The organism is Paenibacillus sp. P4_A9 (assembly GCF_056402415.1).
Map to the genome: position 1 here is coordinate 127,216 of NZ_JBFUHL010000008.1, position 24,314 is coordinate 151,529.

The 24,314-nt window shown below is 43.4% G+C and carries 17 protein-coding genes; 2 read left to right on the forward strand and 15 right to left on the reverse strand.

All coding sequences use genetic code 11. The features are described 5' to 3' along the window. Positions 1-75 precede the first annotated feature (75 nt). From AC1DVJ_RS09165 to AC1DVJ_RS09220, 12 genes are all read right to left on the reverse strand, one after another. Entirely contained in the window at positions 76-918 is an 843-nt protein-coding gene (locus AC1DVJ_RS09165; RefSeq protein WP_477590078.1) for a carbon-nitrogen hydrolase family protein, read from the reverse strand. Positions 919-1,012: 94 nt separating this feature from the next. Beyond that, positions 1,013-2,278: an amidohydrolase family protein gene (locus AC1DVJ_RS09170; protein WP_477590079.1), complete on the reverse strand. Its 1,266-nt coding sequence runs from the start codon at positions 2,276-2,278 to the stop codon at positions 1,013-1,015. A gap of 87 nt (positions 2,279-2,365) precedes the next feature. Continuing rightward, the gene (locus AC1DVJ_RS09175; RefSeq protein ID WP_477590081.1) at positions 2,366-4,081 is read right to left on the reverse strand and encodes a glycoside hydrolase family protein; all 1,716 of its coding nucleotides are present in this window, start codon (positions 4,079-4,081) and stop codon (positions 2,366-2,368) included. A gap of 29 nt (positions 4,082-4,110) precedes the next feature. Next, the gene (locus AC1DVJ_RS09180) at positions 4,111-5,991 is read right to left on the reverse strand and encodes an MBL fold metallo-hydrolase (protein ID WP_477590083.1); all 1,881 of its coding nucleotides are present in this window, start codon (positions 5,989-5,991) and stop codon (positions 4,111-4,113) included. 71 nt (positions 5,992-6,062) lie between these two features. Continuing rightward, positions 6,063-6,866 carry a creatininase family protein gene (locus tag AC1DVJ_RS09185; RefSeq protein WP_477590085.1) on the reverse strand — a complete coding sequence of 268 codons (804 nt, stop codon included), beginning with the start codon at positions 6,864-6,866 and terminating at the stop codon, positions 6,063-6,065. Positions 6,867-6,915: 49 nt separating this feature from the next. Next, the gene (locus tag AC1DVJ_RS09190) at positions 6,916-8,613 is read right to left on the reverse strand and encodes a glycoside hydrolase family protein (RefSeq protein ID WP_477590087.1); all 1,698 of its coding nucleotides are present in this window, start codon (positions 8,611-8,613) and stop codon (positions 6,916-6,918) included. Positions 8,614-8,679: 66 nt separating this feature from the next. After that, a complete protein-coding gene (locus AC1DVJ_RS09195; protein ID WP_477590089.1) occupies positions 8,680-9,408 on the reverse strand; it encodes a glycerophosphodiester phosphodiesterase in 729 nt (242 codons plus the stop codon). 112 nt (positions 9,409-9,520) lie between these two features. Further along, complete coding sequence (locus AC1DVJ_RS09200) at positions 9,521-11,392, reverse strand: hypothetical protein (RefSeq protein ID WP_477590091.1); 1,872 nt, start codon at positions 11,390-11,392, stop codon at positions 9,521-9,523. 192 nt (positions 11,393-11,584) lie between these two features. After that, positions 11,585-13,192, reverse strand: coding sequence for an extracellular solute-binding protein (locus AC1DVJ_RS09205; RefSeq protein ID WP_477590092.1), 1,608 nt, complete (start codon positions 13,190-13,192; stop codon positions 11,585-11,587). Between the two features lie 91 nt (positions 13,193-13,283). After that, on the reverse strand, positions 13,284-14,156 hold the full coding sequence (locus AC1DVJ_RS09210) for a carbohydrate ABC transporter permease (RefSeq protein WP_477590094.1): 873 nt from the start codon (positions 14,154-14,156) through the stop codon (positions 13,284-13,286). A gap of 14 nt (positions 14,157-14,170) precedes the next feature. Further along, entirely contained in the window at positions 14,171-15,145 is a 975-nt protein-coding gene (locus AC1DVJ_RS09215; RefSeq protein WP_477590096.1) for an ABC transporter permease, read from the reverse strand. Between the two features lie 284 nt (positions 15,146-15,429). Further along, the gene (locus AC1DVJ_RS09220; protein ID WP_477590098.1) at positions 15,430-17,631 is read right to left on the reverse strand and encodes a helix-turn-helix domain-containing protein; all 2,202 of its coding nucleotides are present in this window, start codon (positions 17,629-17,631) and stop codon (positions 15,430-15,432) included. A gap of 277 nt (positions 17,632-17,908) precedes the next feature. On the opposite strand from AC1DVJ_RS09220, the gene AC1DVJ_RS09225 reads away from it, so the two are divergent. Continuing rightward, complete coding sequence (locus tag AC1DVJ_RS09225; protein ID WP_477590118.1) at positions 17,909-18,070, forward strand: ATP-binding protein; 162 nt, start codon at positions 17,909-17,911, stop codon at positions 18,068-18,070. Between the two features lie 1,345 nt (positions 18,071-19,415). Next, on the forward strand, positions 19,416-20,381 hold the full coding sequence (locus AC1DVJ_RS09230) for a helix-turn-helix domain-containing protein (RefSeq protein WP_477590100.1): 966 nt from the start codon (positions 19,416-19,418) through the stop codon (positions 20,379-20,381). Between the two features lie 317 nt (positions 20,382-20,698). Here the strand turns inward: AC1DVJ_RS09230 and AC1DVJ_RS09235 are convergent, their stop codons facing one another. The 3 genes from AC1DVJ_RS09235 to AC1DVJ_RS09245 all read right to left on the reverse strand — a co-directional run. Then, positions 20,699-22,498, reverse strand: coding sequence for a glycoside hydrolase family 36 protein (locus tag AC1DVJ_RS09235; protein WP_477590101.1), 1,800 nt, complete (start codon positions 22,496-22,498; stop codon positions 20,699-20,701). A gap of 49 nt (positions 22,499-22,547) precedes the next feature. Further along, positions 22,548-23,957, reverse strand: coding sequence for an alpha-L-fucosidase (locus AC1DVJ_RS09240; RefSeq protein ID WP_477590103.1), 1,410 nt, complete (start codon positions 23,955-23,957; stop codon positions 22,548-22,550). Next, positions 23,954-24,314, reverse strand: a 361-nt coding sequence (locus AC1DVJ_RS09245) for a hypothetical protein (RefSeq protein WP_477590104.1), incomplete at its 5' end; no start/stop codon positions are given. The genes AC1DVJ_RS09245 and AC1DVJ_RS09240, both read right to left, overlap by 4 nt.

Consider the following 24,314-nt stretch of genomic DNA (forward strand, 5'->3'; position numbering starts at 1 on the left):
GCGGCGTAAAATGCCGGTCGATTCCCATTCTCGCTCTTGATTTTAATCCGGATTCGGAAAATTTTTTGTCTACATTTAATGGCCTATATATCCTTTGGATGCAAGACTTTTTTTAAACGCCGTCCCCTTATGTTGGCGTTCGAGGATTTTGCATTCGATAAGAATCAGGGCTTCAGCTTGATCCCCGTACGGTCCCTGCGCAAGCATTTCCCCGTCAGAGCCCACCGCGAGAGAACACCCGATGCATTTTTTGCCATCCCAAACACCGCCTACAATTAAGCCAACATTGGATACTCCGATTATAGGAATATTATATAATTTTGAAAGAAAGGTATAGGATTCCATCCACTTTACACCATACGGCTCTTTTGTGTTGTCATGTTCGCTTGGGACGGCCCAACTGGAAGGGGAAAGGAGTAATTGCGCCCCCATTCTGGCTTGGGCATGTCCTAAAGCCAACGAATTGGGTGCGTTGTCCGCGCAAATGTTGATAGCGATGACCCCTAACGGAGTGCGGGCAACTGAAAGGGAGTCACCAATCGAGTAAAGATCATGGGCGATTTCCAATTCATTGATTTTTCTATGCTTGGAAAGGATTTCTCCGTCCGATGATATCAAGATTGCCGCATTGAACAATTGATCGCCATATTTCTCTGTCAATCCAGCAACGACATACATATTGGCACCCCTAGCCGCTTCGCACAATAATTCGCTGTAATCGCCGGGAATCGTCTTTGCCAGCCTTCTGGCATCCGGATAGGTCCATCCCAAATCCATGCATTCTGGCAACACGATAATATCGCAGTTCAACTTTCTTGCTTCTTGTATCATTTCGCAAGCACGCTGCAGGTTCTGGGTTGGATCTCCTGATTTCACGCTCATTTGTCCCATCGCTATGCGTAATGTTTGTTCAAGCATCTCTGTGCTCCTTTTTTCTTCGCTTAATATACACTTCATGATCTGCGGCCGCAGTTCGGTCCACGAAAAAAGAGCAACCCTTCCTACGTTCGCTCTACTCGAATCCGTAAAAACGAGCGGGATTATAGTACAAAATTCGGTTGGCAATTGTTTTGGCGTAAGCTAAAGTCATAGATCCGTCTTCGACTTTGTTCGCCAGCACTCTGGCGATGTTATCCTTGGCGAGCTTCAAATGCCCGTAAATTTGCTCCACGGAAACGGAGTCACCTCCAAAGCCGAAAATTTTGTTGGACGGCACAGTATCCAGCCATTCGTTTAAATAATTCCTGGCTACGACCGGTGAAATCGCATGGAGCCAACATTGGTTGGCGTACACGTTTGGAAAATTTTTGGCAAGTGTCGCAAGCTCGCTCCCGTAAGGGTAGCCGCCGTGAAACACATCAAATTTAACTTCTGGATATTTCATGAACAGATTCGCTAAAAGCACCGGATTGGAATTCGTAATATAATTACCGTTTCCTGATTGCAGACCCGTATGTATCTGAATAGGCAGCCCAAGTTCCTGCGCTGCACTCACAGTCTCATGTGTGAGATAGTCCTGAAGCTGCGTGATCTCTGCATCGGTTAGTTCGTCTCCCGCATACAGTCGTGAATAAAGCTTGTCTGCTGTAGTCCGCTCCACCTCCATGAAGAGGATCTTTCTATTGTAGGCCATGCTATTCTTGAGCGTGATGGCTCCCTTGCTCTTAGCCGTATAGGCCGCACGCCGCATCGCATCTGTGAATAGACTCAGTGAACTCTTCTCTAAGCCGGTCTTCTTCTCCATCTTGACGATGCTGGAACGTCTTTTCTTCAATTGAAAATCGTGCGGCCTGAATGTCGATCTCATATAGGGTTCTTGATGATCAAATTCCTCATTAGGGGGGAGCTTGTCCAATATGCAATAACGGATTCGGCAGCGCTCCACCAGCAGACGGTCATACAAACCCGGTTTGCTGTGCTGCTTCAGCCGTTCGTTCGCCACGCGGTATGTGGACTCCTCCAGCTCCTCTATGCCGAATAAATCCTTCAGCACAATCTGAATCACTCTGTAATACCCCGTGTTTCTCACATCGTCGAGGAAAGGTGCGAGAACATTCCACTTGACTTCAAGCTCGCTCTCTTCATCTATCAGCAATTTACAGTCGAATTCCTTCATCCCTGCCGAGATCAGATCATCGGTTATATATTGATTGAAGAGTACGTTAAAAATATCTATCTTTTTGCTTGCCCGGATGCTTGATGGTTCAAGATGCTCATGGGTGTCGAAAACATCAAGACTGTCAATATGCTCGAGTAATACTGGATAGTACTTTTCCATTGTTCTTCTCTCCCTCTACAATTTCATCCCACTGCTCAAGTTAGCCGTTCAGGATAGCATGAATTTCTTTTTTTTTGAGAAACAAGTTCAACCATCCTTGTAGGAATATTTGACATTTAGACCCTTATGAGTCTTAATTCGATTTATTGAAAAGTAAGAAGGGGCCCTATTCTTTATGAGACTAAGCTGGCGTCTGTGCCCTAAATGCTTTATCACATTCCATTCGCTTATCCGTGAAACTCGGCGCTCGCAATCCCATATGCAAAAACCGTCTGCTCCTGCTTCATACAACTCTTCAGCGCGATTAGCGAAATCCTCGCCTGGCATTGTTCTTGGCATTAGGCTGTAATATACGGGTACACTGTGATTGGAATATTCCTTCCAATAGTTGATATAAGTTGGATTAACTTGATGATCTAAAAACAAATAATTGATGAGACCTTCATCCAGCCACACATCAACATCACAATCTTTTTGAGGTACTCCTGGCTCGAAGTTATCAAAGCCTGAGATTAGAACCGACAGCTCTCTATTGGGCTTCTCGTCTAATAGAGCACGAATTTCGCGCAGGAACTGAGTGGTGTAGCTTGCACAATGTTTGATCCACCTTGCATCATCCTCAGGTAAGGTGCGAGGATCTATGCTAAATTGCTCGATGAAATCTTGAATCGCCGGCTCTTCATACAGAACAAAAGGATTAGCGCGATTAAAGTGAAGCTGGATGCCGTCGATCCCATATGCCAGAGCCTCGGAAATGAGGGTTAGCCAGTGGTCTCGAACCCCTTTGAAGGCAATACTGGAATTGCCGCATGGATTACCTTCCTTGTCTCGCTTAGCCCACTCCAAATGATCCCAGAAAAACCGACTCCAGTTAATAGGATAACGGCTATAAGGACGGCTTCCCCCCATCATTCTAAGGCTAGCAAAAGCCTTCATTCCTTCATTGTGAGCTAGCCGGGTGAACTCTTCCAAGGGATCCACCCACCCCTCAGGCCAAGACTTGTCCAAGGTGCCTACATCGCCAGTCTTGGTTTTGAACAAACATAGGTTTCCACGCATAGCTTCAAAGCAAAAAATACCGAAATCGGAATTGCGGAATGGCTCAAATTCATTTTCAAACCACATCTTATCCGTGGGATGATACATGGTTTGTCCTGCGGTATGACCTGTAAGCGCACCAGTACACCATATAGCCGCCATATTCCGAGTATCAGAAGAAGACTTAAGCGACTCTTCCAGCAGCTGGTCTTCCTTATCTTCTGGAACTAGACGGATGTAGGAAATATTGGCAAGCTGGCCATAATACTTATTGTCATAAGGCTCCCCAGGAGGACGTAATACTAAGTCCTCTCCTGTCAACTCGGCCGTTTTCCAATATGTTTCATAAATAGTATTGAAGGAATGCTTCCCATTTTTTTCTGACTGGAACTTCTCACGGTATTTTTTTTGCGCATGCTGATCATATTTCTCATTGCCAATACGGGAAAATCCGTTGTCGCCAGTCAACTTTAAGAAAATGGCTCCATAGTCCCATTCCACCAAGCGGTCGGTATGAGCGTTGTGATATACGCAAAAACCATAATTCATTCCCACAAAAATTTTGTAGCGGCCTGTTATATTCAGTTTCAAAACGATTTCCGAAGCATGGTCTTCGGGTTCTGCAAACAGCATGACCCCTTTAGTCCCGTTCTCAAGCTCGTAAGGGACACGATGCCATAGCCCCGCTCCCCAATTATCAGATATGCTAGAAGTTGGAAGGCATGCCCCCATATCGCTTATCATGATCTCTGTTCTAGTGTTCATGGCAATCCCCTTTCCTGAATATATGAAAATCAGTTAGTTGCTTCATTCACCGAAATGAGCGCCTCCGCCTGCTGACCGAAACGTCTTCCATCCACAGTCAAGTCGGCCGCCACTCGCGCTCGGCGCCATACAGTTGAACCCGATGAAGGGATGATGCGGAATTCGACACGCTGGGTGGCATTAGCATGGAGCTGCAACGACATTCGCTCTGGCTCTGCCCGCCAGCCAGAAGGCATAACAAGCTGTACTTCTGCGAATGCTTCGCGCGGGAACGGGTTCATGACCTCCACGCACAAGGCAGCCGATTCACCGATGCGCATCTCAGTCTGGTAAGGTGAAATACGCAGCCCCACACCTTCTGCGCCGAAATCTACATCTTCAAGGGGTAGGAGCTCTCGGTGAAGTCTATCTATTGCATCGCCTAGCTCCTCCAGCCTATCCAAGTAATCAGGCTTAACCCACAGCGGGTCCCAATGTCCCGTCACAATGACGTCAGGCTGGAGTTTACGGTACAGCGCTGCGCTCTCTACGTAATCACGCTTGCTGAATCTGTTCTGGTATACATAATTAGCCTGCATTCCTTCGTTATCTTGATACTGATCTCCGGCTATAAGCACTCGCTTGCCGTCTACCTCCAAAGCAATGGCTACCGCGTTCAGGACATGTCCTGGCAGGGGATACAAGGTGAAGGTGTACTCTTCCCAGCGAATTTCCTCACCGAGGGGCAGTTCCCGATCAACGTGAATCGGATCATGCCAGAGGCATGGCAAGTCATAATCGGCTGGACGCCGAAGCACATCGGCGAAAATTTCCGCAGCCCACACCTCCGTCCGTTCCTGATCCCTCAGCAAATTAATGCCGGCCACATGATCGTCATGGAAATGGGTCGGTACGACTGCTTCCACCTTTGTTACGCCATACTGCTTTTTCAGCGTGCCCAGCGTATACAACCATGGCCTACTAGACGCCCGATCAAAACCGGCGATTTTTCCGCTTCTAAAGTCATAGCCGAAATCGAAAAACAGCGCTTTTCCGCTCTTAGACAGCAGTATATAGTAGTTCGCGTTGCTCGTAAGGCTGCGTAGGAAATTCGGCGTGACTTCCCCGAACGGTTTCTCACGTAGCTGAAATAACCACTTGTCCTGTTTTCGGTAGTGCATCAGCTCCCGCAGCTTCTCGATTAGCCGCTCTATACCCGCAGCCGGTTGTTCTATCCGTTCGCCATGGGATGGCAAAAGCAGCTCAGGTCCCCGCTCCTGCAGATCGAGCAAGGATAAGACAGTAGCCTTAAGCCCCTCCCCGCCGTTGTAGGACCACTGCGTCGCGGCCAGCGACCACAGCTTGCCGGGGCCTGCGATCAGGTCTCCGGTAAATGCGACATCGCAGCCATCGATTCGCGTCATCAACGTTATGGACCCAGTTGTATGTCCTGGTGTTGGAACAACAGTAAACGTGCAGCCTGCAAGCTCGCGCGTTTCATAATCTTTTAGCGTCCCTGCAATCACCACCGGCTCTAGAAGGGAAAATCGATCCTGACGGGTATTGTAGTTGTTATACACTTCACGCGCTTGCCAGTGGGCATCCACATGGGCAAACAAGTCCTGCTCCATATGCGGTACCCAGATCGGGATCCCCTTATCAACCGCTCGCGGTAATCCCTGGCCTTGATCACGATGATGATGTGTCATTAGGACGGCTGCTACGCGCTCAACACCAATTTCCGCAAGCCGTTCTAGCACATCGCCGCTTCCGAAATCAATCAGGACGGCATCCTTTCCGCTTTTCACCACATAGACATGGCACGTATCTTCATACAAGAACAAATTCTCCGAAAGCTTAAGCATAGGAGCCTCCCCAGCCATTTCGTTCATTGAAAATGTTAACTTGGCCGTGTCACCAGTTGTCTCCATTAGTTGCACTCTCCTAATGTATCTTTATTGGGTAAATTTATTGCAAAAGCTCCTCAAACTGCGCAATAAAGTCAACTTCCGCTAATCAGCTTTTGGTAGTGTTTCGTTACAAATTTTGACATACCCTCTACCTGTAGTTCAAAACAGGCCATTCCTTCTTCCTTAGAAGCATCTAGATAGGAAGTACGGCCCCCAATTCCAAGGTCAGGTATTTCCTGCATGTCATTGGCTTTCATGTTTACTCTGTCATGAGCGAGATGAAGCATCATACTCGTTTCATAGCCAGCTGCATGATCGGAGACTCTTCTTGGATTCCCCTTTTCTATTACGGTATACTCCATTGTAAAAATTACTGGTTCTTGCCCTTCATCAGTTTTCATAGAATAGCATACTTCGTCCATCAAATTTTGCTGAATCGAAGGGTTATGGCCTGATACGAGGACGACCATTTTAAAGCCACGTTGAAGGTAGTTCTGACAAGCATTTAGAATAAAGTTCTTTAGAAGAGATGTATCAATTTGGTAGAAAGAACCAGGTAGTTGAAACCCTGCTTCTGGATCCATACCAAGCCCATAACCGTTTCCACAGTCACGATAAACGTCGGTGGAAAAGTAAAATGGTGGCATTACTACACCACCTATCTTTTTAGCAGTACTGATACACAGCATCTCAGCCTTTATAGCATCACACCCTATGGGGTTCTGCCTTCCGTGCCATTCTAATGTGCCTATCGGCTGGAAGGCTACAGAAAAATTCTCCTGTATGGCCAGTAGTTCTCCCGGTCTCAGATATTGGGCACGTACTTCATCTGGTATAGTCTCAAAAGGTACAGCCTTTTTTACCTTTTCAAATTCATAATATTTTTTCATATTCATATAACCTCCCTTCTTGTTTGAATTTCCTTCCTCAAATTGTGCATATATGTCAACCGTCTTTGTATGAATACTTTACATTTAAACCCATGTGAAACTTGATGGCTGATGTTTTAAAATAAGTTGGTGCAACTTCCTCCAGTTGGTCAAGCATATCCCTGTGCCCAAGGCGCTTAAGTACAGCCCATTCACTCGCCCTCTGGAACCTGCGTTCACAATCCCATACCGTGAAGCCATCTGCACCGGCATTATACAGTTTACGTGCCAGGTCTGCATAATACTGTCCAGGCTGCGTTCTGGGCATAAGGCTATATAGCATCTGTACCTTGCCGTTGGAGAGCTCCTTCCAGTAGTTCATATATGCAGGGTCGGTGTTATGGTCAAAGCAAAGTATGTCAAGGAGATTCTCCTTCATCCATGAGTCAACATCGCAGCCATTTACAATAAGTCCGGGAATAAATTCCTGGGAACCTGCAATAATTACAGAGAGTCTTCTTCCTGGCTTTTCATCCAGCAACATACGTATCTCACGTAAAAACTGTGTGAGATATGATGCTGCGTGCTTCAGGTATCTTGTGTCGCCTTCGGGCAGTTCCTTTGGATGAATACCGTATTCCTGCATGAATGCACTTACCAACGGCTCCTCAAAGAGTACGAATGGGGCGCTTCTATTCAAGTGAAGGTGGATTCCGTCAATACCGTAGTCTAAAGCTTCAGAAATGAGGTTCAGCCAGTGCTGTCTGGCTTCGGGAAAGGCCAGGCTTATATTGGCAATAGGGTTGCCTTCCGCATCACGTTTGGACCATTCCGGATGGTCCCAGTAATGTCTTGACCAGCTAATAGGATTTCGATTATAAGGCCTCCCGGCACCCATCATTCGCAATGCTGCAAAAACCTGAAGACCCGCTTCATGACCTTTTTTTGTAAATTCCTCAAGCGGGTCGGTCCAGTCTTCCCCCCAGGATTTATCCCATGTGCCCACATCTCCATATTTTGTTTTAAAAAGGCACAAATTTCCTCGCATTGCTTCAACACAGATAATTCCGAAATCATTAGCCCTAAGGGCTTGAATTTCATCATCAAACCACCTGCTTTCGGTGGGATGGTACATGGGATGCCCTGCAGTATGCCCGGTTAGCGCTCCTGAGCACCAAATTGACATAAGATTGCGCGTATTTTTATTTTGCTTCAGTTTCTCATCAAGTTCCATATCTGTGGAATCAGCCGGAATAAAACGTATGTACGAGATATTAGCTACTTCTCCATATTCAAGAGTGTTATATGGCGCTTTGGGCGCACTGATTATGATATCTTGCCCGCTTAAGACCTCTGTCTTCCAATATGTCTCATAAATTGTATTGTAGTGCTGCTTTGTCGCCTTCTCAGGCAGTGTTTTGGGAGGATATTTACCTTCCGCATGCATATCGTATTTCTCAGCGCCAAACCTGGAAAAACCCTCGTCGCTGCTCAATTTCAAAAAGATTGAACCATAGTTGAAACCACTACTGCTGTATCGCTGGAAAGGATAGTTAACACCAACGAATATTTTGTACTTTCCCGATAATCCCGGCTTTAACACCAATTCCGGAACCATGTCCAATGGATCCGCAAAGAGCATGTTACCTTTAGTACCATCCTCAAGCTCATAACTTTCCTTCCACCATTTTCCAGTTATACCTCTATCCGCTATGCTCTCTGAGGGCTGACATACAGTCAAATCTGATATTAGTATCTCTTTATGATCTATCAATTTTATCCCTCCATTATTAAAACTAATCAAGCAATCTATCATATGGAGTCCTATCGCCGGCATAAGTTATCCGTTCGATATAGTTTTCAGCCCTCGCAATACTTCATTCAGTTTGTCAGGAAAATTAACCGTCATCCCGTCTGCACCACAATCAATGGCTTTCATCATTACTGAGGTATCTGTGACCTTCCAGGCTCTTACATTAAAATTGTGCTGACGGGCTAGCGAAACCTGATCTGCGTGCAGCAAGTTCGCATTTGGGCAAATCTGGGTTGCCTGAATGTCTTTCAGGCGGTTAATGGCCTCCATATCGATGACTTCTACAAGGTGGCCAAGGGAAATTGTACTGTCCAAACGGCGCATATTGGCAAGATAATCATAATGAAAGGAGGTGATGGTTGTTTTGTCCCGGATTCCATACCTGTTAATCAACTCCAGTGTTTGCTGCTCAATGTCCGGCACTTTTAATTCGAAAGCAAATACAAGTTCTCTCCTGCCGAAGAAATGAAGAAACTCCTCGAAAGTTATAATTCTTTCTCCTTTATAAACAGGTGAAAACCATGAACCGGCATCCAATTGCTTTAGCTCATTCAATCGATAGGAAGATACCGGTCCCTTTCCATCGGTCTTTTCATCAACAACATCATCATGAAAAATAACAAGGTGACCATCCATTGTCCGCTGAATATCCATTTCTATTCCTGCAGACTCCAACTCTATTGCCTTATAAAAGGCTGCCAATGTATTTTCAGGGGCATATTCGGATGCTCCCCGATGAGCAAGGTTCAGAACCATCTCTTACCCTCCAGTAATATAAATTTCAGCGTAAATTAGTAATGAAAGAAACATCAACAGCAAGTATACAAAAGCTACTTGCTGTTGATGCAGATGTATATTCATTTATTCATTAAAGCTTGGATGCAGTATCTAGACTTTTAATGTAATATTTAAAAGCATCTGTTTTTTCGCCTGCGTGCTGGAGGTCGCAGTCATCAGTCCATAAATAATCGAGATCGAGTTCCCTTCTTACAGGACCGGTTCTAAACACAATCCTATCAAGTGTTTTTACAGGAGCTTCGAAAAACCATCCATTCATGCCTGTTGATTGCCCTTGGTATATTTGATTTGAACCTAGGGATTTTCCATCCAGTTCAACATTAAACATATGGTTTTTGGTATCTGCTACAATTTTGACATCATACCATCTGCCAGCTTCATAATTTGCAAATTTCTGATGGTTACGCCCATGGTGTATGATCAGTTCTCCGTTATCGCCAAATATGACCTTAAAAGGCGTCCTGCCCTTATTATTGCACAATTCGATATAAAGGCTTCCCTTATCGTTCTGGGGGGCCATTATCCTCAATGATACCTCTACATTGACGCCTTCAGGAAAGACTTTTTCCGCTTTGGCATATTCATGGGGGTCAAAGTCCTCAAGCATCAGACATTTACCTGCCCCGTCAGGGCTAGAAGCGATTTTAACCGGTGCCCATTTCGGACTGTAAACATTCCAGCCTTCAATCCAGGAATCCTCCTGCATGCTGCTGAAATCCTCATGCACATCCTGCTCGACCGTACCCGTAATGGGTACCTGCAAACGGCTGATCCAAATATCCTCCTTGTTTACACTGTATGCCACATACATGGCCCCATCTGGCCCAACGCCTTCATTTGTTTCGATGCCCCGGAAATAATTGAAACCCGGTCTTTTGAATGGTCCTCCGACATATCTTTTCGGTGAGATGTCGCTGATGACATGCATCATTTTATCGAAAGTCAGCCCGTCAGAACCCGTAACTACCGCCAAAGGCCACCTGATGCCATTATTTGTGTGCGGGTTGTAAACTAAAGCGTATCTGTTATCCGAAGTCTTTTGACCCCATATTTTAGAGCCACCATGTGTAATCGTAGGAGTTAGTGCAACTTTTGACCAGGATTTTCCTTCATCATGGCTAACTGCGGCTTTCATCCATTTCCAGAGTCCAATAACTGTACGGTCGGGAAGCCTGTATCTGCAAAACGCCTTGTTGTAAAAGGCTCCTCCGTCCCTTGACTTCACAGTAACAAGCTCATCATCGTCGCCCTGCTCCTCTGCCCACTGCTGTGTGACAAGTGGATCCGCCATAAGCTGCTCACAGGCTTCTATAAACTTAACATCCTCGGACCTTGTATAAATTGGGTAGGATGTATTACTTTCATTCCATATCGTATTTTTATTGTAACGGATAAAGAAAATCGGCCCAAGTGAATCATCTGGGTATATTTCTCTGACTACTCTTCCAATGCTGAACCTTCCGAAGGGAACCTGATCAAAGCTTGGCGATATACCATAATTGGCAAGAACCAGAAACTTTCCGTTCGGTGCTAAGTAATATCCCATGCGCTGGTGCATCACAGCATATGTATTGTCCGGCAGCTTTTTGCCATCATATTCGAAAAGACCATCGGGTACTTTATAAACCGGAAATATCACTTTGGGCTTGCTCCAATGCATCCCGTCTTTTGAAACAGTAAGAAGTGTATGTCCCGGTGGCACATGCTCTTCAATCTCATTACTAAGGTATTCAAGGTAAATCTTGCCGTTGTGGTAGGAAAGCATCGGTGAATGATTATAAGTCCAACCCGTATCTTCCGCTTCCTGCGGGTTTTCACGGTTAGCTCTTAATACTTGAATGCTGTTGACACCGATTGCCGGAGGCAGTTCTCCATGGGGGTAGTCTATATTAACTGTTTCTTCGCCGATAAATCTGATCGGTTCTTCATAATTGATATTCATATTTACCTCCATTCAATGGTAATACATTTAGGATAAAGAAGAGATCCTAAACACAGGAACAGCTTAATAGCTGTGTAAACCCTGTGTTTAGGATCTTTTTTACAGCCCTGCTCTATACACCGTGCTAACTCTCAGATCGGAAATTCACCGGAGTGTCGGCGATATCTTTTTTGCCACTTGATTATTTTAGATTTATTTAGCCGAATCTACGTATCTCTTATACCCTGTGTTGTATATGCTCATCAATTCCTCCACTTTCAGAGCCTTCATCTTGCCAGTATACTCATCCCATTTGTCCATCGGCAGAAGGCCTGTTATAAACTTGGACAGGTATTCATCCCTGAGTGAAAAAATCGGTCCGACAAGTTCAGCTACCCTTTTTGTTTCATCTGGAGTAAATTTTGTGAATCTGAATTTAGTACCTACGGTAGTCTTTGATAAATCCGCTGTAAAAGTATATTTAGATGCAAGTAATTGTTCAGCCAATTGAGTCTTATTCGGTTTATCAATGACCGGCTGGTACGTGTTCGCAAGTGGAGTTTGATAGATCATCGCACCGAATTGCTTCATCTTGTCAAGACTATCAGGAGTTATGGTATATTTATTATCTTTAATCGTCGCAATGCCTAAATCTACACCTTGCCCAATGCCCATGTTAACAAGACGGACTCCTTCATCTGTAAAGAAGAAATTAAGGAGCTTCACTGCAATTTCTTGATTCTTAGACTTTGCATTGATCGCGATAGGCTGCTTCAACATGCTATCGGTATCTCCTCTTCTTACCCCGGTTGCGCTTTTCATGGGCTCGAGCAATTCAAAGGTATAACCCTTTCCTGCAAAATTCTTTTCAAGTGCATCGTTCGCCGCATTAATCCTGCTTGTAGAATTGAGAGCGACCGCTACCTTGTTACCGTAAACTCCTTCATAATACTGATCCTCCGATACTGACAAGAACTCCTTCTGCATTAGGCCTTCCTTCTGGAATGTCGCCAGCCACTGGATTGCAGTCTTCATCCTGTCGTCTATAGCACCTAACTTGACAACTCCGTTGTCGACAAAATATTCATAATTGATGTCGAATAGTGTATAGAAATGGTTCATATTCAATTTATTTATTGTTGAGAACGGAATTGTTTTCCCGCCACCAGCAGGATCCTTTTCCTTTATGGTTTTCAAAACCGAATAAAGCTCGTTGATATCCTGTGGTGCCTTCAAATTCAACTGGTTGAGCCAGTCAGTCCTGATCATGAAATGGCTGTTGAATGAAGGCTGCGTCCTGAATGTAGGAATGACGTATTGTTTACCGTTTGAAGCCGCAGCCCAGAATTTAGCTTCTGCATATAACGGATTCTGCATGTATTTTTTGATATCAGGGGCATATTTATCAATCAAATCGTTCAGCGGAGCGAATGCGCCATCTACTCCATACCTTAAAAAAAAGTCGAGATCGCTTCCCTGGACGATATCGGGAAGATTACCGGATGCGGCAGCAAGATTCAGCTTTTTAGTCAACTCACTGTCCGGAACAGGAATAGGATTGACTTTTAYACCAGTGATTTCCTGAAGCTTCTTAAAAAACGGTGAGTCGCCAACAATTGGAAACTGTGGATCCTCTCTCATCATCCAGCTGATTTCAACAGAAGTATCTGTAATCTTATTACTGGCGGGTTTTGCTGCTTCAGTAGGTTTACTGCTTACACTAGGCTGTTCTGCTGAATTCTGTGAACAACCGGTAATTGTTGGAACCAAGAGAAGCGCACCGAGTAAAATACTACTCACTTGAAAAAACTTCTTTTTCATGAATGAGACCTCCGTTTTTTTTATATTATATTTGTCATTACCTTTTAAAAAGGTAGAATAACCAGATAAATTGTACAGCAGCATGTTACACTTACCCTTTGATGGAGCCGATCACGATTCCTTTAACGAAATACTTCTGAACAAAAGGATAAACCAGAAGGATGGGCAGAGTTGAAACGATTATTATTGCATACTTTATAGAAGCCGAAGACACCTGCACCAAAGCCATAGAATCCGAAGCCGCCCTGTCCATGGTCTGAGACTCAATAAGAATCTTGTAAAGAACTACCTGAAGCGGAAACAATTTGGGATCCTGCAGATATATCATCGCAGGCATAAAAGCATTCCAATGATGAACTGCAGTAAAAAGAGCAATCGTCGCAAAAATAGGTTTTGACAGTGGAATAACTATTTTGACTAATATCTGGATTTCGTTCGCACCATCAATTAACGCAGCTTCATCCAGAGCTTCCGGCAAGGCTCTCAAAAACGTACGCACCATAAAAACATTCATGGCTCCCAGCGCTCCGGGTATAATCAAAGCCCATCTTGTATTTACCATTCCAAGCGCATTAGCCAGCAGGTAGTTGGGAATAAGGCCTCCACTGAAAAACATTGTAATCGTTATCATGAAAGTAAAAAAAGTAACGAAAATGAATGACTTTTTCGACAGAGGATAAGCGGTAGTAAACACAAGTACAACTGTTAATAAAGTGCCAAAAACAGTATAAATAATTGTATTGTAATATCCCATCCAGATAAATCTGTCGTCGATTATTTTCTCGTATGCACTCAAGTTAAATCCCTTGGGAAAAAGCTTAATCGCATTCGATTCAACAAAAATCGAGTCGCTGACAGAACTGGAAAAGACATAAACAAACGGATAAATCGTAATACAGCAAAGTAAAGCAAGCACCAATACATTAAATGTATCAAAAGTTTTCGAAGATAAACTCGTTTTCATTTAATATCCATCCTTTACCACAAACTATGTTCACTGACACGTCTGGCGATTCTGTTTGCCAGAATTATCAGAATTAAGCCAACTATATTGTTAAAAAGTCCGATTGCGGTTCCTATGCTGAAATTTGCACCCATCAGCCCGATACGGTATACATATGTTGAGTACACATCAGCTGTTTCGTAGGTCAGCGGGTTATACATGAGTAAGACCTTCTCCGAACCCACACTCATAAGACCTCCAATATTTAAAATCAGGAGTATCACAATCGTGGGAATGATTCCGGGTATGGTTATGTGTATCAGCTGCTTCCACCTGTCGCCTCCATCAATTTTACAAGCTTCATATAGCTGAGGGTCTACTCCTGCTATTGCTGCTAGATAAATGATGCTTCCGAAACCTATATGTGCCCAAATGCCTGACGCAATATACAGCGTTCTGAAATATGCCGGATCACCGAAAAAATAAATGGGCTCAATATTGAATATTGAATGAAGGAGCGTATTTATTATCCCAGTCGACGGTGATAAAAATGTAACCATAATGCCTACTATAATGGCTGTTGATATGAAATGGGGAACATAAGTAACGGTTTGTACGACCTTTTTAAAAGGAGACCACTTTAGTTCATTTAGCAGTAGTGCTAGGATTAAAGGCGCCGGAAAACTAAAAATAAGATTATAGACACTTAGTAGAACTGTATTCCGTAACAGCCTGAAGAAGTTAGGATCACTGAAAAATGCTTCGAAATATCTGAAACCGACCCAGGGGCTATTAAATATTCCCTTGAATACATTGTAATCTTTAAAAGCAAGAACGATCCCCCCCATTGGGATATAGTCGAAGATGATAAAGTACAGCAACCCCGGCAGGAACAGTAATATTAGGAACTTGTTTTTTTTAATCCTTTTTATTAAATCAACACTTTTTGAAGTTTTTATGCCTACGCTGTTTTTTGTATTCATTTTTAGTAACGGCTTTAATGGTAACATTCACTCTCGTTCTCCTTTCAACATTCGGTGAATTACGGCTGCAACTACAACTTGTGATATGTATGACACCAACATTAAGATATCCAATGATTTACGTAAAGGAACAGTTCCATCTTCAGCACACGATTTTCATGACGTTCGAGTCCAACATGGGCAAGTGCAGGTTTTAAGAAATTAATGTTGTAAAAAGTGTGCTGCCGTAGGAAGTGTTCCTTTACAAAATCGCCCCCATTTAAAAGAAAACTCTTTTGTTTCGATAAGAAACAAAAGAGTTTTCTATACATTTATGATTGATCCCGATATACCGTAGGCTGTACACCTTTCACCCTCTTGAATGCACGGCGAAAAGACTTGTCGTTATTATAACCGACCTGTATCGCGATATCTTGAATTGACATGTCAGTAGTCTCTAGCAGCTCGCAAGCTTTCCCCATACGCAGGTTTTCCAAATATGTGGAGAAATTGTTTTCCATTCGGTCTTTGAACAGAAAGGATATATAGTTTTCCGATAATTCGAAATCCGTTGCCAAAGTTGTAAGGGAAAGATCCGGGTTGCTGAAATGTTTATTGACGTAATCCAACATCATAAAAATGATCTCATGATGCTGAGATTGCTTCAGCTTAATGTAGCAACGCTGCAACTCTTTGAAGACATTGGACAGTTTATTAAATGAATAGGTCACATCCTTAATATCTATCTTTTCCATGGCTTTTTCGATCTCTGACCTCAAGGTACCTTCGTTTTTGGGGATTTGACTAATAATTTTGTAAACACTGCCTTTAAGCTCCATTATGAGTTGATGCTTATTGTCTACGGATATTTTTCGCTGTTTAAAATTACTAGTGAAAATATGCTCCAAGAGTGAATTGAGTGCTTCTTCATCCCCGCCTTTTACGGTATGAACCAGCTTATGTTCAATCTCAAGCGGAAAATAATAGTCATTCGACATATCCAACAGATCTGTCCACAAGATTTGATTCATTACAGATAAATCAGATGCGCCGAACGCTTCATAGAATGATTTCCAGCTCTCTGTAATTCTTGGTTGGAATGATCCTACTGTTAGATGACTGTTAATCTTAAATTTATTAGTAATGAGCTGCAACAGTTTGCCCAGCCCTTCTTCCAGACGTTTCTCGCATTCAGCCTCCGATTCTGCAGAGATGTGCAGGAGGGCCACCGTGTCCTCGTTCAAATCATTTGCGTACACAGGTAAGAGTAAATCATTTACTAAGTTTTTAATTATAAATTTATTGTTTTGAAGCTCCTGAACGTTCCTGTTTGTAATGGACCCGTCATAATTTTCAATTCGAATGACGATCCATATGAACACATTCCCCTTATAAGAAAGCTTCGCGTGTTCCGCGAAAGTTTTCGCTTCTCCCTCACTTTTAAACTCCCCTCGCATGACCTTCTCGATAAATACCGTTTGTAATACCGGAAGCTGTTGCTCCATTACGTTCTTCAATTCATCATGGCTTGTGGAAATGTCATGTAATTCCCTTATCAACCGGACAAACGGTCGACGATTCCGATAAGAAAGATATAGCGCTGTTATCGCTCCAAAAATAAGAGAGATCAACGTGATGATCCATATCGACTGTCTAACGTATTTTACTTTATTTAGGAATACATCTTCGGGCGTGATCAGGAAATATCTCCAACCTAATAACGCCGATTTGCTCGAGGTAACGTAATACCTAACGGAATCAATTGAAATGAAGCTGCCTTCAGCGGTAGTAAGAGCAAAGTCTAATGGAGTAATCCCTTTGGAATCGGTGGTGACCATCACTTCGTCCGCTTTATTCACCGCGAACGCCCAGCCTCCTAATCGGGATGATACGGGCGTCAGGATACTCCTGATTTTCGCTAAGTCGATGTAAACGACAACAGACGCATCAATGTGGGCGCCTCCACCAGGATTTATCGGAAAAGAGAAGGCTAATGTTTCTACAGGTCCTCCACTGTATAGAACAGTTTGAGGCTTATGGAAGGTATACCCTGGAGTCGTCATTTCCTCTGTCCACTCTTGGTAGGAAAGAGAACCATATTTAATGAACTTTTCGTATCCCTCACTTCCGTCATATGTACCGCGTGTTGTAAGAACAATATCCGAATTTTTGTAAATCAAGAGGATATCCTTTATATAGGCATTTAAGAACCGTTGACTCTCCAGCTCTCTTGTCAGTTCAATTAATTCATAATAATTCTGATCAATTAATGGCAATTTGACGTTTGAAAAACGCATTATATTACTATTAACAGCGAGTCGATTTGTAATTCCCGTTATAAAGTCTAGCTGCTCGTCCACGATTTTTCCGGTCTGATCCATCATTGCCAAACCGCTTTGTTTCGATTCCTCCTCAATAACGTGTAACGTTTTGTAGTGCACGAAGAAACCGATCACAATGGGGATAACTAAAATCAGTAAATAGGAGATCAGTACTTTATACATCCCGTTCATTCTTGTCTTTACCTGCAGCATATCGGGCCCCCGTTTCAATCCGTATTAATAAGTGAACTCCAGTAGCCATTGATGATAATGATACGACAGCACCAGTAAGAACAATGAACAACTTCTTCTTTATTTTTACCCTCTCATAATATTAACCCGTATACAGTTAATACTATAATGGAAGTTTCAGGAATTCGTCTATATAAATATGAGTCTCACAACTATTCCCCCTGGAAAAAACGCGCCATCACAATGACTATACTCTTCAGTAACCTGAACTAGTTGATTCCAACGAAGATAAAACATCATATTAGATGGAGAAGTAGCCTTTGTAGACAAGACGGGGACCATTGTTACGTCCAATAAAACCTTCGAGGAGTGGGGACGCATCTTATACGTTCCTGTCCTTGCTTCGGCCACTCTTGACCGTTTTGTGCACCTTTCACATCAAAGCCCCGTCCTAGGATAGAATCCATGAGAGTGGGACAACTCCTTTTAATGAAAATGATTACTTGGCTCTCACGGCTATTTGTAGTAACACTTAAGATATCTCCTACACTAATTTCTCCACAAACTCTTCCTTCAATGAGCCAGATACCGTCACCCTATTGACTTTTATGCTACTATTTTTTCACCTTTAGAAACCACAACCGCTTTGTCCGAAAGTTAGTCTAGAACAACTTGTATGAAAGTCTTACATACTTTTAGACACGACGAGATAATACATGGAGTTTGTCGGATATGAACGAGTATTTCGATAGCCATTCCTTGTCTATTGAAAATTCGTTAATAGAGATTGATTTTACCTTTCCATATCCTTGACCTCTACCATCCTTGTGTCTATTCATCTGCGTTTTGCGTATAGCACTACCTCTACTCATCATAAATTCAATATGCGTGCACCCAATGGAGTGAACGCAACTGCTGACTAAGGACAAATGTCCTATATATCTTGGTACTATACAATCTCGCCAAATAGATCATGGTTCCATACTTCAGAACTATATTTGTCACTTCAAAACTTTGTTTGTTACTTCAGAACTTTATTTGTCACTTCAAAACTTTATTGTCTACTTCAAAACTTATTTGTCACCCGATGATGGGTGACAAATAAGTTTTGAAGTGCAAGAAGCCAGCAAACACAAGGGTTTGCTGGCTTTTCTTATAAAGTCGATTTACAAATTAAGTTTTGAAGTGGTATTTATGGGTAAAAAAGCTGAACTACAAATAAGTTTTGAAGTACTTCTTTCAACATTTTGTTTCATAAAAGTCTGAGTTGTAGATGCCTTCTCATGTACGTGCATTGTCTATTCGCATAGCGTTACCCTTTTATTACCCTAATCGTTTAGTCAAATTAACATCAAAAGAGCTATATACGTGTGTACTTTCGTTCTGCTTCCATTAAATTCTTAAGCCGCGAGTTCCTCCTGCAGCCGTTATCAGCATAATGACGGTAGCGTGCTTTATCGTCATTAACTTTAGTTAATGATAGAGGAAAATAGCGCGTAATATCAAGGTTTTTGCACAATCCGTACTGGAATGAAATATATTTTAGATCATTGTAATTTACTCTATTGCGTGAGCAATTTGTGAGCATCTTTTTTGCCGCCTCAGAAGTGAGCAGCATTCTACATGTGTGACGATGTGCCCAAATAATAAATGCCTGACTTCCGAATTTATTCGTTAGTCAGGCTTTCAATTTGAGTTGGAATCATTATTAATTAATTACTTTTCGTGATTCACTCACAGTCCCTGATATATCTTCCAGGGATTGTCTGTTCAATATAGCATATAGCATATGATATACTTTTTGCATGATTCGAGGATCAATTACACATATAAAAGGAGAAAAAGAATTGTCGGATCAAACTCAGATTATATCCTTTCAAGAGATTCGATCGCGTGTCGTGGGTGCAGGCGTGTATCCTTTTCATCCCAGTCAGAAAATCCCGCCTCGACTCCCCTATTCGCATACTTTTACTTTTATCAAAAGCGGACAGGGAACCGTTACTATCGGTGAAGAAGAACACCTTGCTGAGCCGTACGACTTGTTCTATTTCGAGCCGGGCATCGTGCACAGCTACGCCGCAGACAGCAAAGATCCGATGGTCCACGTTTCCGTCTACGTCGATCTGCTCTGGAACACGTCACCAAAGCCGAAAGGAGACGAACATCTCAACGAATACCGACTCGATTCGTTCGATTCTAATCTGAGCGCAGCGCGTGTCGATTTTAGCGCCTATCCGCAGCATTCCTTCAACTGGCCGCTGAAAGTCAAAACAAGAGTTCCAGCCCAAGCCGAATGGCTTGACGCCTACCTATCCATAATCAGAGAATTCGACTCAGTGGACTTTACGGCGGCCATCCGACTGCGCTCATTGTTCGAGATGTTTTTGACCGGTTTTGTACGCTTCTTGTCTAATCCCTTTGAGCCTAACGATCCCCGGATCCGTGCCATCATCACATGGATGCGAATGAATCTGACGGATGATTTCCGTATCTCTGATTGGGCGAATACCTTTAAGCTGAGCGAAGCTTATCTGTATGAGTTGTTCCGAAAAGAAACCGGCGACAGTCCTAATCAGTACTTCATGCGCTGCCGGTTGGAACATGCAAAAACCGAGCTCCGAGAAACGAACATATCGGTTACGAGCATCGCGGACAAACTCGGCTTTTCTTCCGTGCATTATTTTTCGAGACAATTTACCCGATACCTAAGTGAATCGCCCAATCAATATCGGAAGCGCATTCGTAGCCAGGTTTATCCTCCCCACCCATAAGCTATATTACTTTTTGATCAGAAAAAAGACTGCCCGTTTGAGTTGTTAGAATATACAAGCAGAACATGTATGAAAATGTACATTTTTACGAAAATTGTTATGTTCCTCTTTAAGTAGCCTTACTCCCTTTGTTCGGTGATTGGTATTCCTTCAATATCTGCATTAAAAAGACAGGGCTTTGTTTGCCCTGTTCTTTCATCCGAACTTTTTTAATCGGCAGACTGATCCTGACCAACTTCTCCGGATTCCCCGTTCTTTATTCTGCAACMAGATTTCCTTCATGCTGCTTTCTCCATTGTCCTGTAGCGAACCCGCACCTACGAACAGATCAACAATTTTGCTTCATGTTTACCGAGCTCGACCTGAATGATCTCTTGGTCGGCGGCTGTGATTTCACCCGTCCAGAAATCCTCGATCCGACTGTTCTTACTGCTCGGGATTTGAACTTCCAAGGTTATTGGATGGTCTTCCCAGTTAAACAAGAACACCATTTCCTTATTCTGAAGTTCCACTCTGCCGATAGTAAGGCTCGAATCCTGAAATTTTGCTGCAACTCCCGAAGGAGGCAATAGTTTCTTCAACAACGCCGTCGACTTCTCCGACATCTCGACGACTTTATCCCCCGACAAAACCATAGCGCCTGTCGCTTTAATAAAGGTCGCAAGAAAAATGAATTCATTATCCGTCAAGTCCGATTTGGTCATCACAATATTTCCATCTGGTTCCAGTTGTTCCCTCTCCAAATTCTCAAACAACGCGCAATCAGGATCATTTATCCAGATGCGTTGATGCTGCCAATTCCGCCTGAGGTTTTCTTTCGCCACATCATGGAAGCTGCTCCACGTACGTAAAATATCGTTCGCGATTCTCATCCCGTGCACCAGCCCAAGCGACGGCCACATCGGCGCGTTACAGCCGAGGATGAAACTATCCGGACCCGCACCCTCGAGTATCGCTTCCATACCTTGCCGATAAGCTTGAATGCTTGTATAAGAGGGATCGTACCTCTTGCCAAACGGAAGCGCTCCCCACATATTCGCATCTAATTTAAAATATGTACAACCCCATTCTTCTCTCATAGTCCTGAACAGCTTTCGCAGAAAATCGCGAGCCTCGGGATGTGATCCATCGAGCATGTACCATGGACCTCTCCTCCAACCTCCGAATGAATCTCGATCCGAAGGTAATGGTCGATCAAATTCGTCTTTTACGAACCACTCCGGATGCTCTTTGAATAAAGTGGATTGCTCCTCCGCAATGAACGGAGCGACCCAAATAGCGGGCTTTAATCCTTTGCTCTTGATTTTATCGCAAATCCTTTTCACGTCGCTTCCGAAGTCCGGATGCATCGTAAGCCAATCTCCCATATAAGCTTGATAACCGTCATCGATTTGAATAAATTCCAAATCAAGATTTCGCTCGGTAATCGCATTCATATTTACTTCTACGTCTAATTCGGTGACTTCGGGCCCATAACATGCCCATGAACACCATCCTGTAGGCGGTTGCGCATACGCTAACTTCGGATGATGCTGATCGAGCTGTGTTGCCAGTTCCAACATCAGTTGCTCCCTATCTGCTCCCTGGAACCAATGAAAGATCTCCAACTCTAGGCTTTGTCCGGGTTCTAACAACACTCCCTCCAAGTCCAGAGCAATCTCAAGAAACTTATCGTTGATTCTAAACTCGCTTCTGAAACGGTTAGAAGAAACAAACGCCATTAAATAATACTCGGTCGACGAAGGGGACAATAGCAACAAATTATACACGGTAGATAAACCGTCAACAGTCGGCATCCGATAATGCGTGTGATCATTATAACTCCCGAAAAACTTTGGTTCGCTAATCGTTCCCCCATATTGGGAGAGTTTGCTATATCCTTCACCGTACATAGGTGTATTTTCTTTCAGGCCATGTTCTCCCGTGAACATAATGACTTCTTTTAGTCTTACGCAGCTGTCGCCTTGGTTGATAATCGTGCTTTTACAGGCATCACCTTCCCACGTTTTGGAGAGATGAATTTGATTCGCAAGGGTGCTTTCGCAATCTAAAAGCCTTATTTCTTCATTCATAGAAATAATTAGCGCTTTATTAAATACATTAGTAATCAAGCTCATTTACGTCACTTCCTTAATTAAATTAGAGTTGCAGTTTACTGTTAAACCCTTATGCTGTAAGGATACGGAAGACATGGGCGATTGGCGCCTCGCGAGCGATCACGGACTCAGGAAGCCTGATGGACAAGCCTTCGTCTGTATGGCTATAAGCCAGTTTCTCATATGTGCCCACCAACTCTATGCTCGAAGCTGGTCCCCTATAAGGGATCGAAACCGAGTCCGTTACCAACGTGTCTGCCGTTTTGTATAGATACGAACAATAGACACTTTCGTCTTTTTTGGTAAACGCACAGTTGCCTGTATAATACGGTGAGCAAATTCTTGTTCCGTAGACCGCTTCACCGTACGTTTTCATCCAAACACCCAATTCCTTCACTCGACTAATAACTTCCATTGGCAATCGACCATCCGGCCCAGGTCCAACATTAATAGCCAAATTGCCTCCCTTTGCGACGACCTCAAGAAGAATATGTACCAACTGTCGTGTTGACTTAAAGTTAATGTGGTCATCATAATTAAACGACCACGAAGTCCCGAGTGTTATACAGCTTTCCCAAGGAATATCCATCGGCTCCTCTGGAATCTCTTGTTCCGGAGTGACGAAATTTTCATAATTGCCTCCAACTGTACGATCAGCTGAAAGTAGCCATGGTTGATTTCTACGAGCCCTCTCAATCGCTTCTCCAAGTCGAATATCCTGACCTTGACAGCTGGGTCTTACCCAACCGGCATCCAGCCATAGTACGTCGATTCTTCCATACTGGGTCGTTATTTCATCTATTTGTTTATGTGTAAACTGGACAAACTCTTCCCATAATGATGGATATTGCTCTGGATCATAGGACGGTCCTCGCCAAGTTGAACGACTGCGTTCCATTCCAGGTGCCCAGTAATAAGGCGTATGCCAATCCGCTTTGGAGAAGTAAGCTGTAATCCCCAAGTCTTTCTCGCGGAACGCATTGAATACATATTTACATATGTCCGCATATTGATGAGTATGGAAGGGCGTATCCGTCCCGGTTATCCGATAATCGGTTGTTCGGGTGTCCCACATGCAAAAGCCATCATGATGCTTGGTTGTAAAGATTACATATTTAAATCCGCCTTCTTTTGCTAACTCAGCCCACACTTCCGGTTGAAAGCGAATCGGATTAAATGTTTGGTTCAAGCCAAAATACTGACGTTTGAATGCTTCACTATCCTTTTCCCAATCGATGAGCTCACGAGACCAGTCTGCATCCTCATCACTTAATGGCCATGATGCTTCTATGCCAAGTTGGGAGTATGGACCCCAGTGAATCATGAACCCTAATTTTTGATCTTTGAACCACTCAAGACGTTCCAAAAGAACGGGATTATCCGGCTTTATCCACTTCGATTCAATGGTGAAGTTATGTACCCCTTGATGTACCTCTTGCTCATCATTTTGATCTAGACGATTCATTTCTTGTTCGGTCATAAGCTATCCTTTCCGAAACAATTTGAAAGCTCCGATTGCACGATCTCAAAACGACATGAGAATTCCACTTCCAAATCAGGGTTTTTCATGGTCAGTATGATGCGATAAAACGGAGTATCTTGTTTTAAATATGAATCAGTTAATATCCGCTCAACCTCGACCTTCCACCGCTCGAGATCATAGTGCATCATAACTGCGTTCATCTGAATACGCCCTAATTCTGCCTCCTGTGGGGGTACACTGCTTATGAACACTTCTTGAAAAGATTCAGGCACTATGGAAAAATTGGCCTTATCCGTAATGACTAATTGCGGATTCTCGTTCTCTGGACGTCTCCATATAAACTCTCTAGTAAGC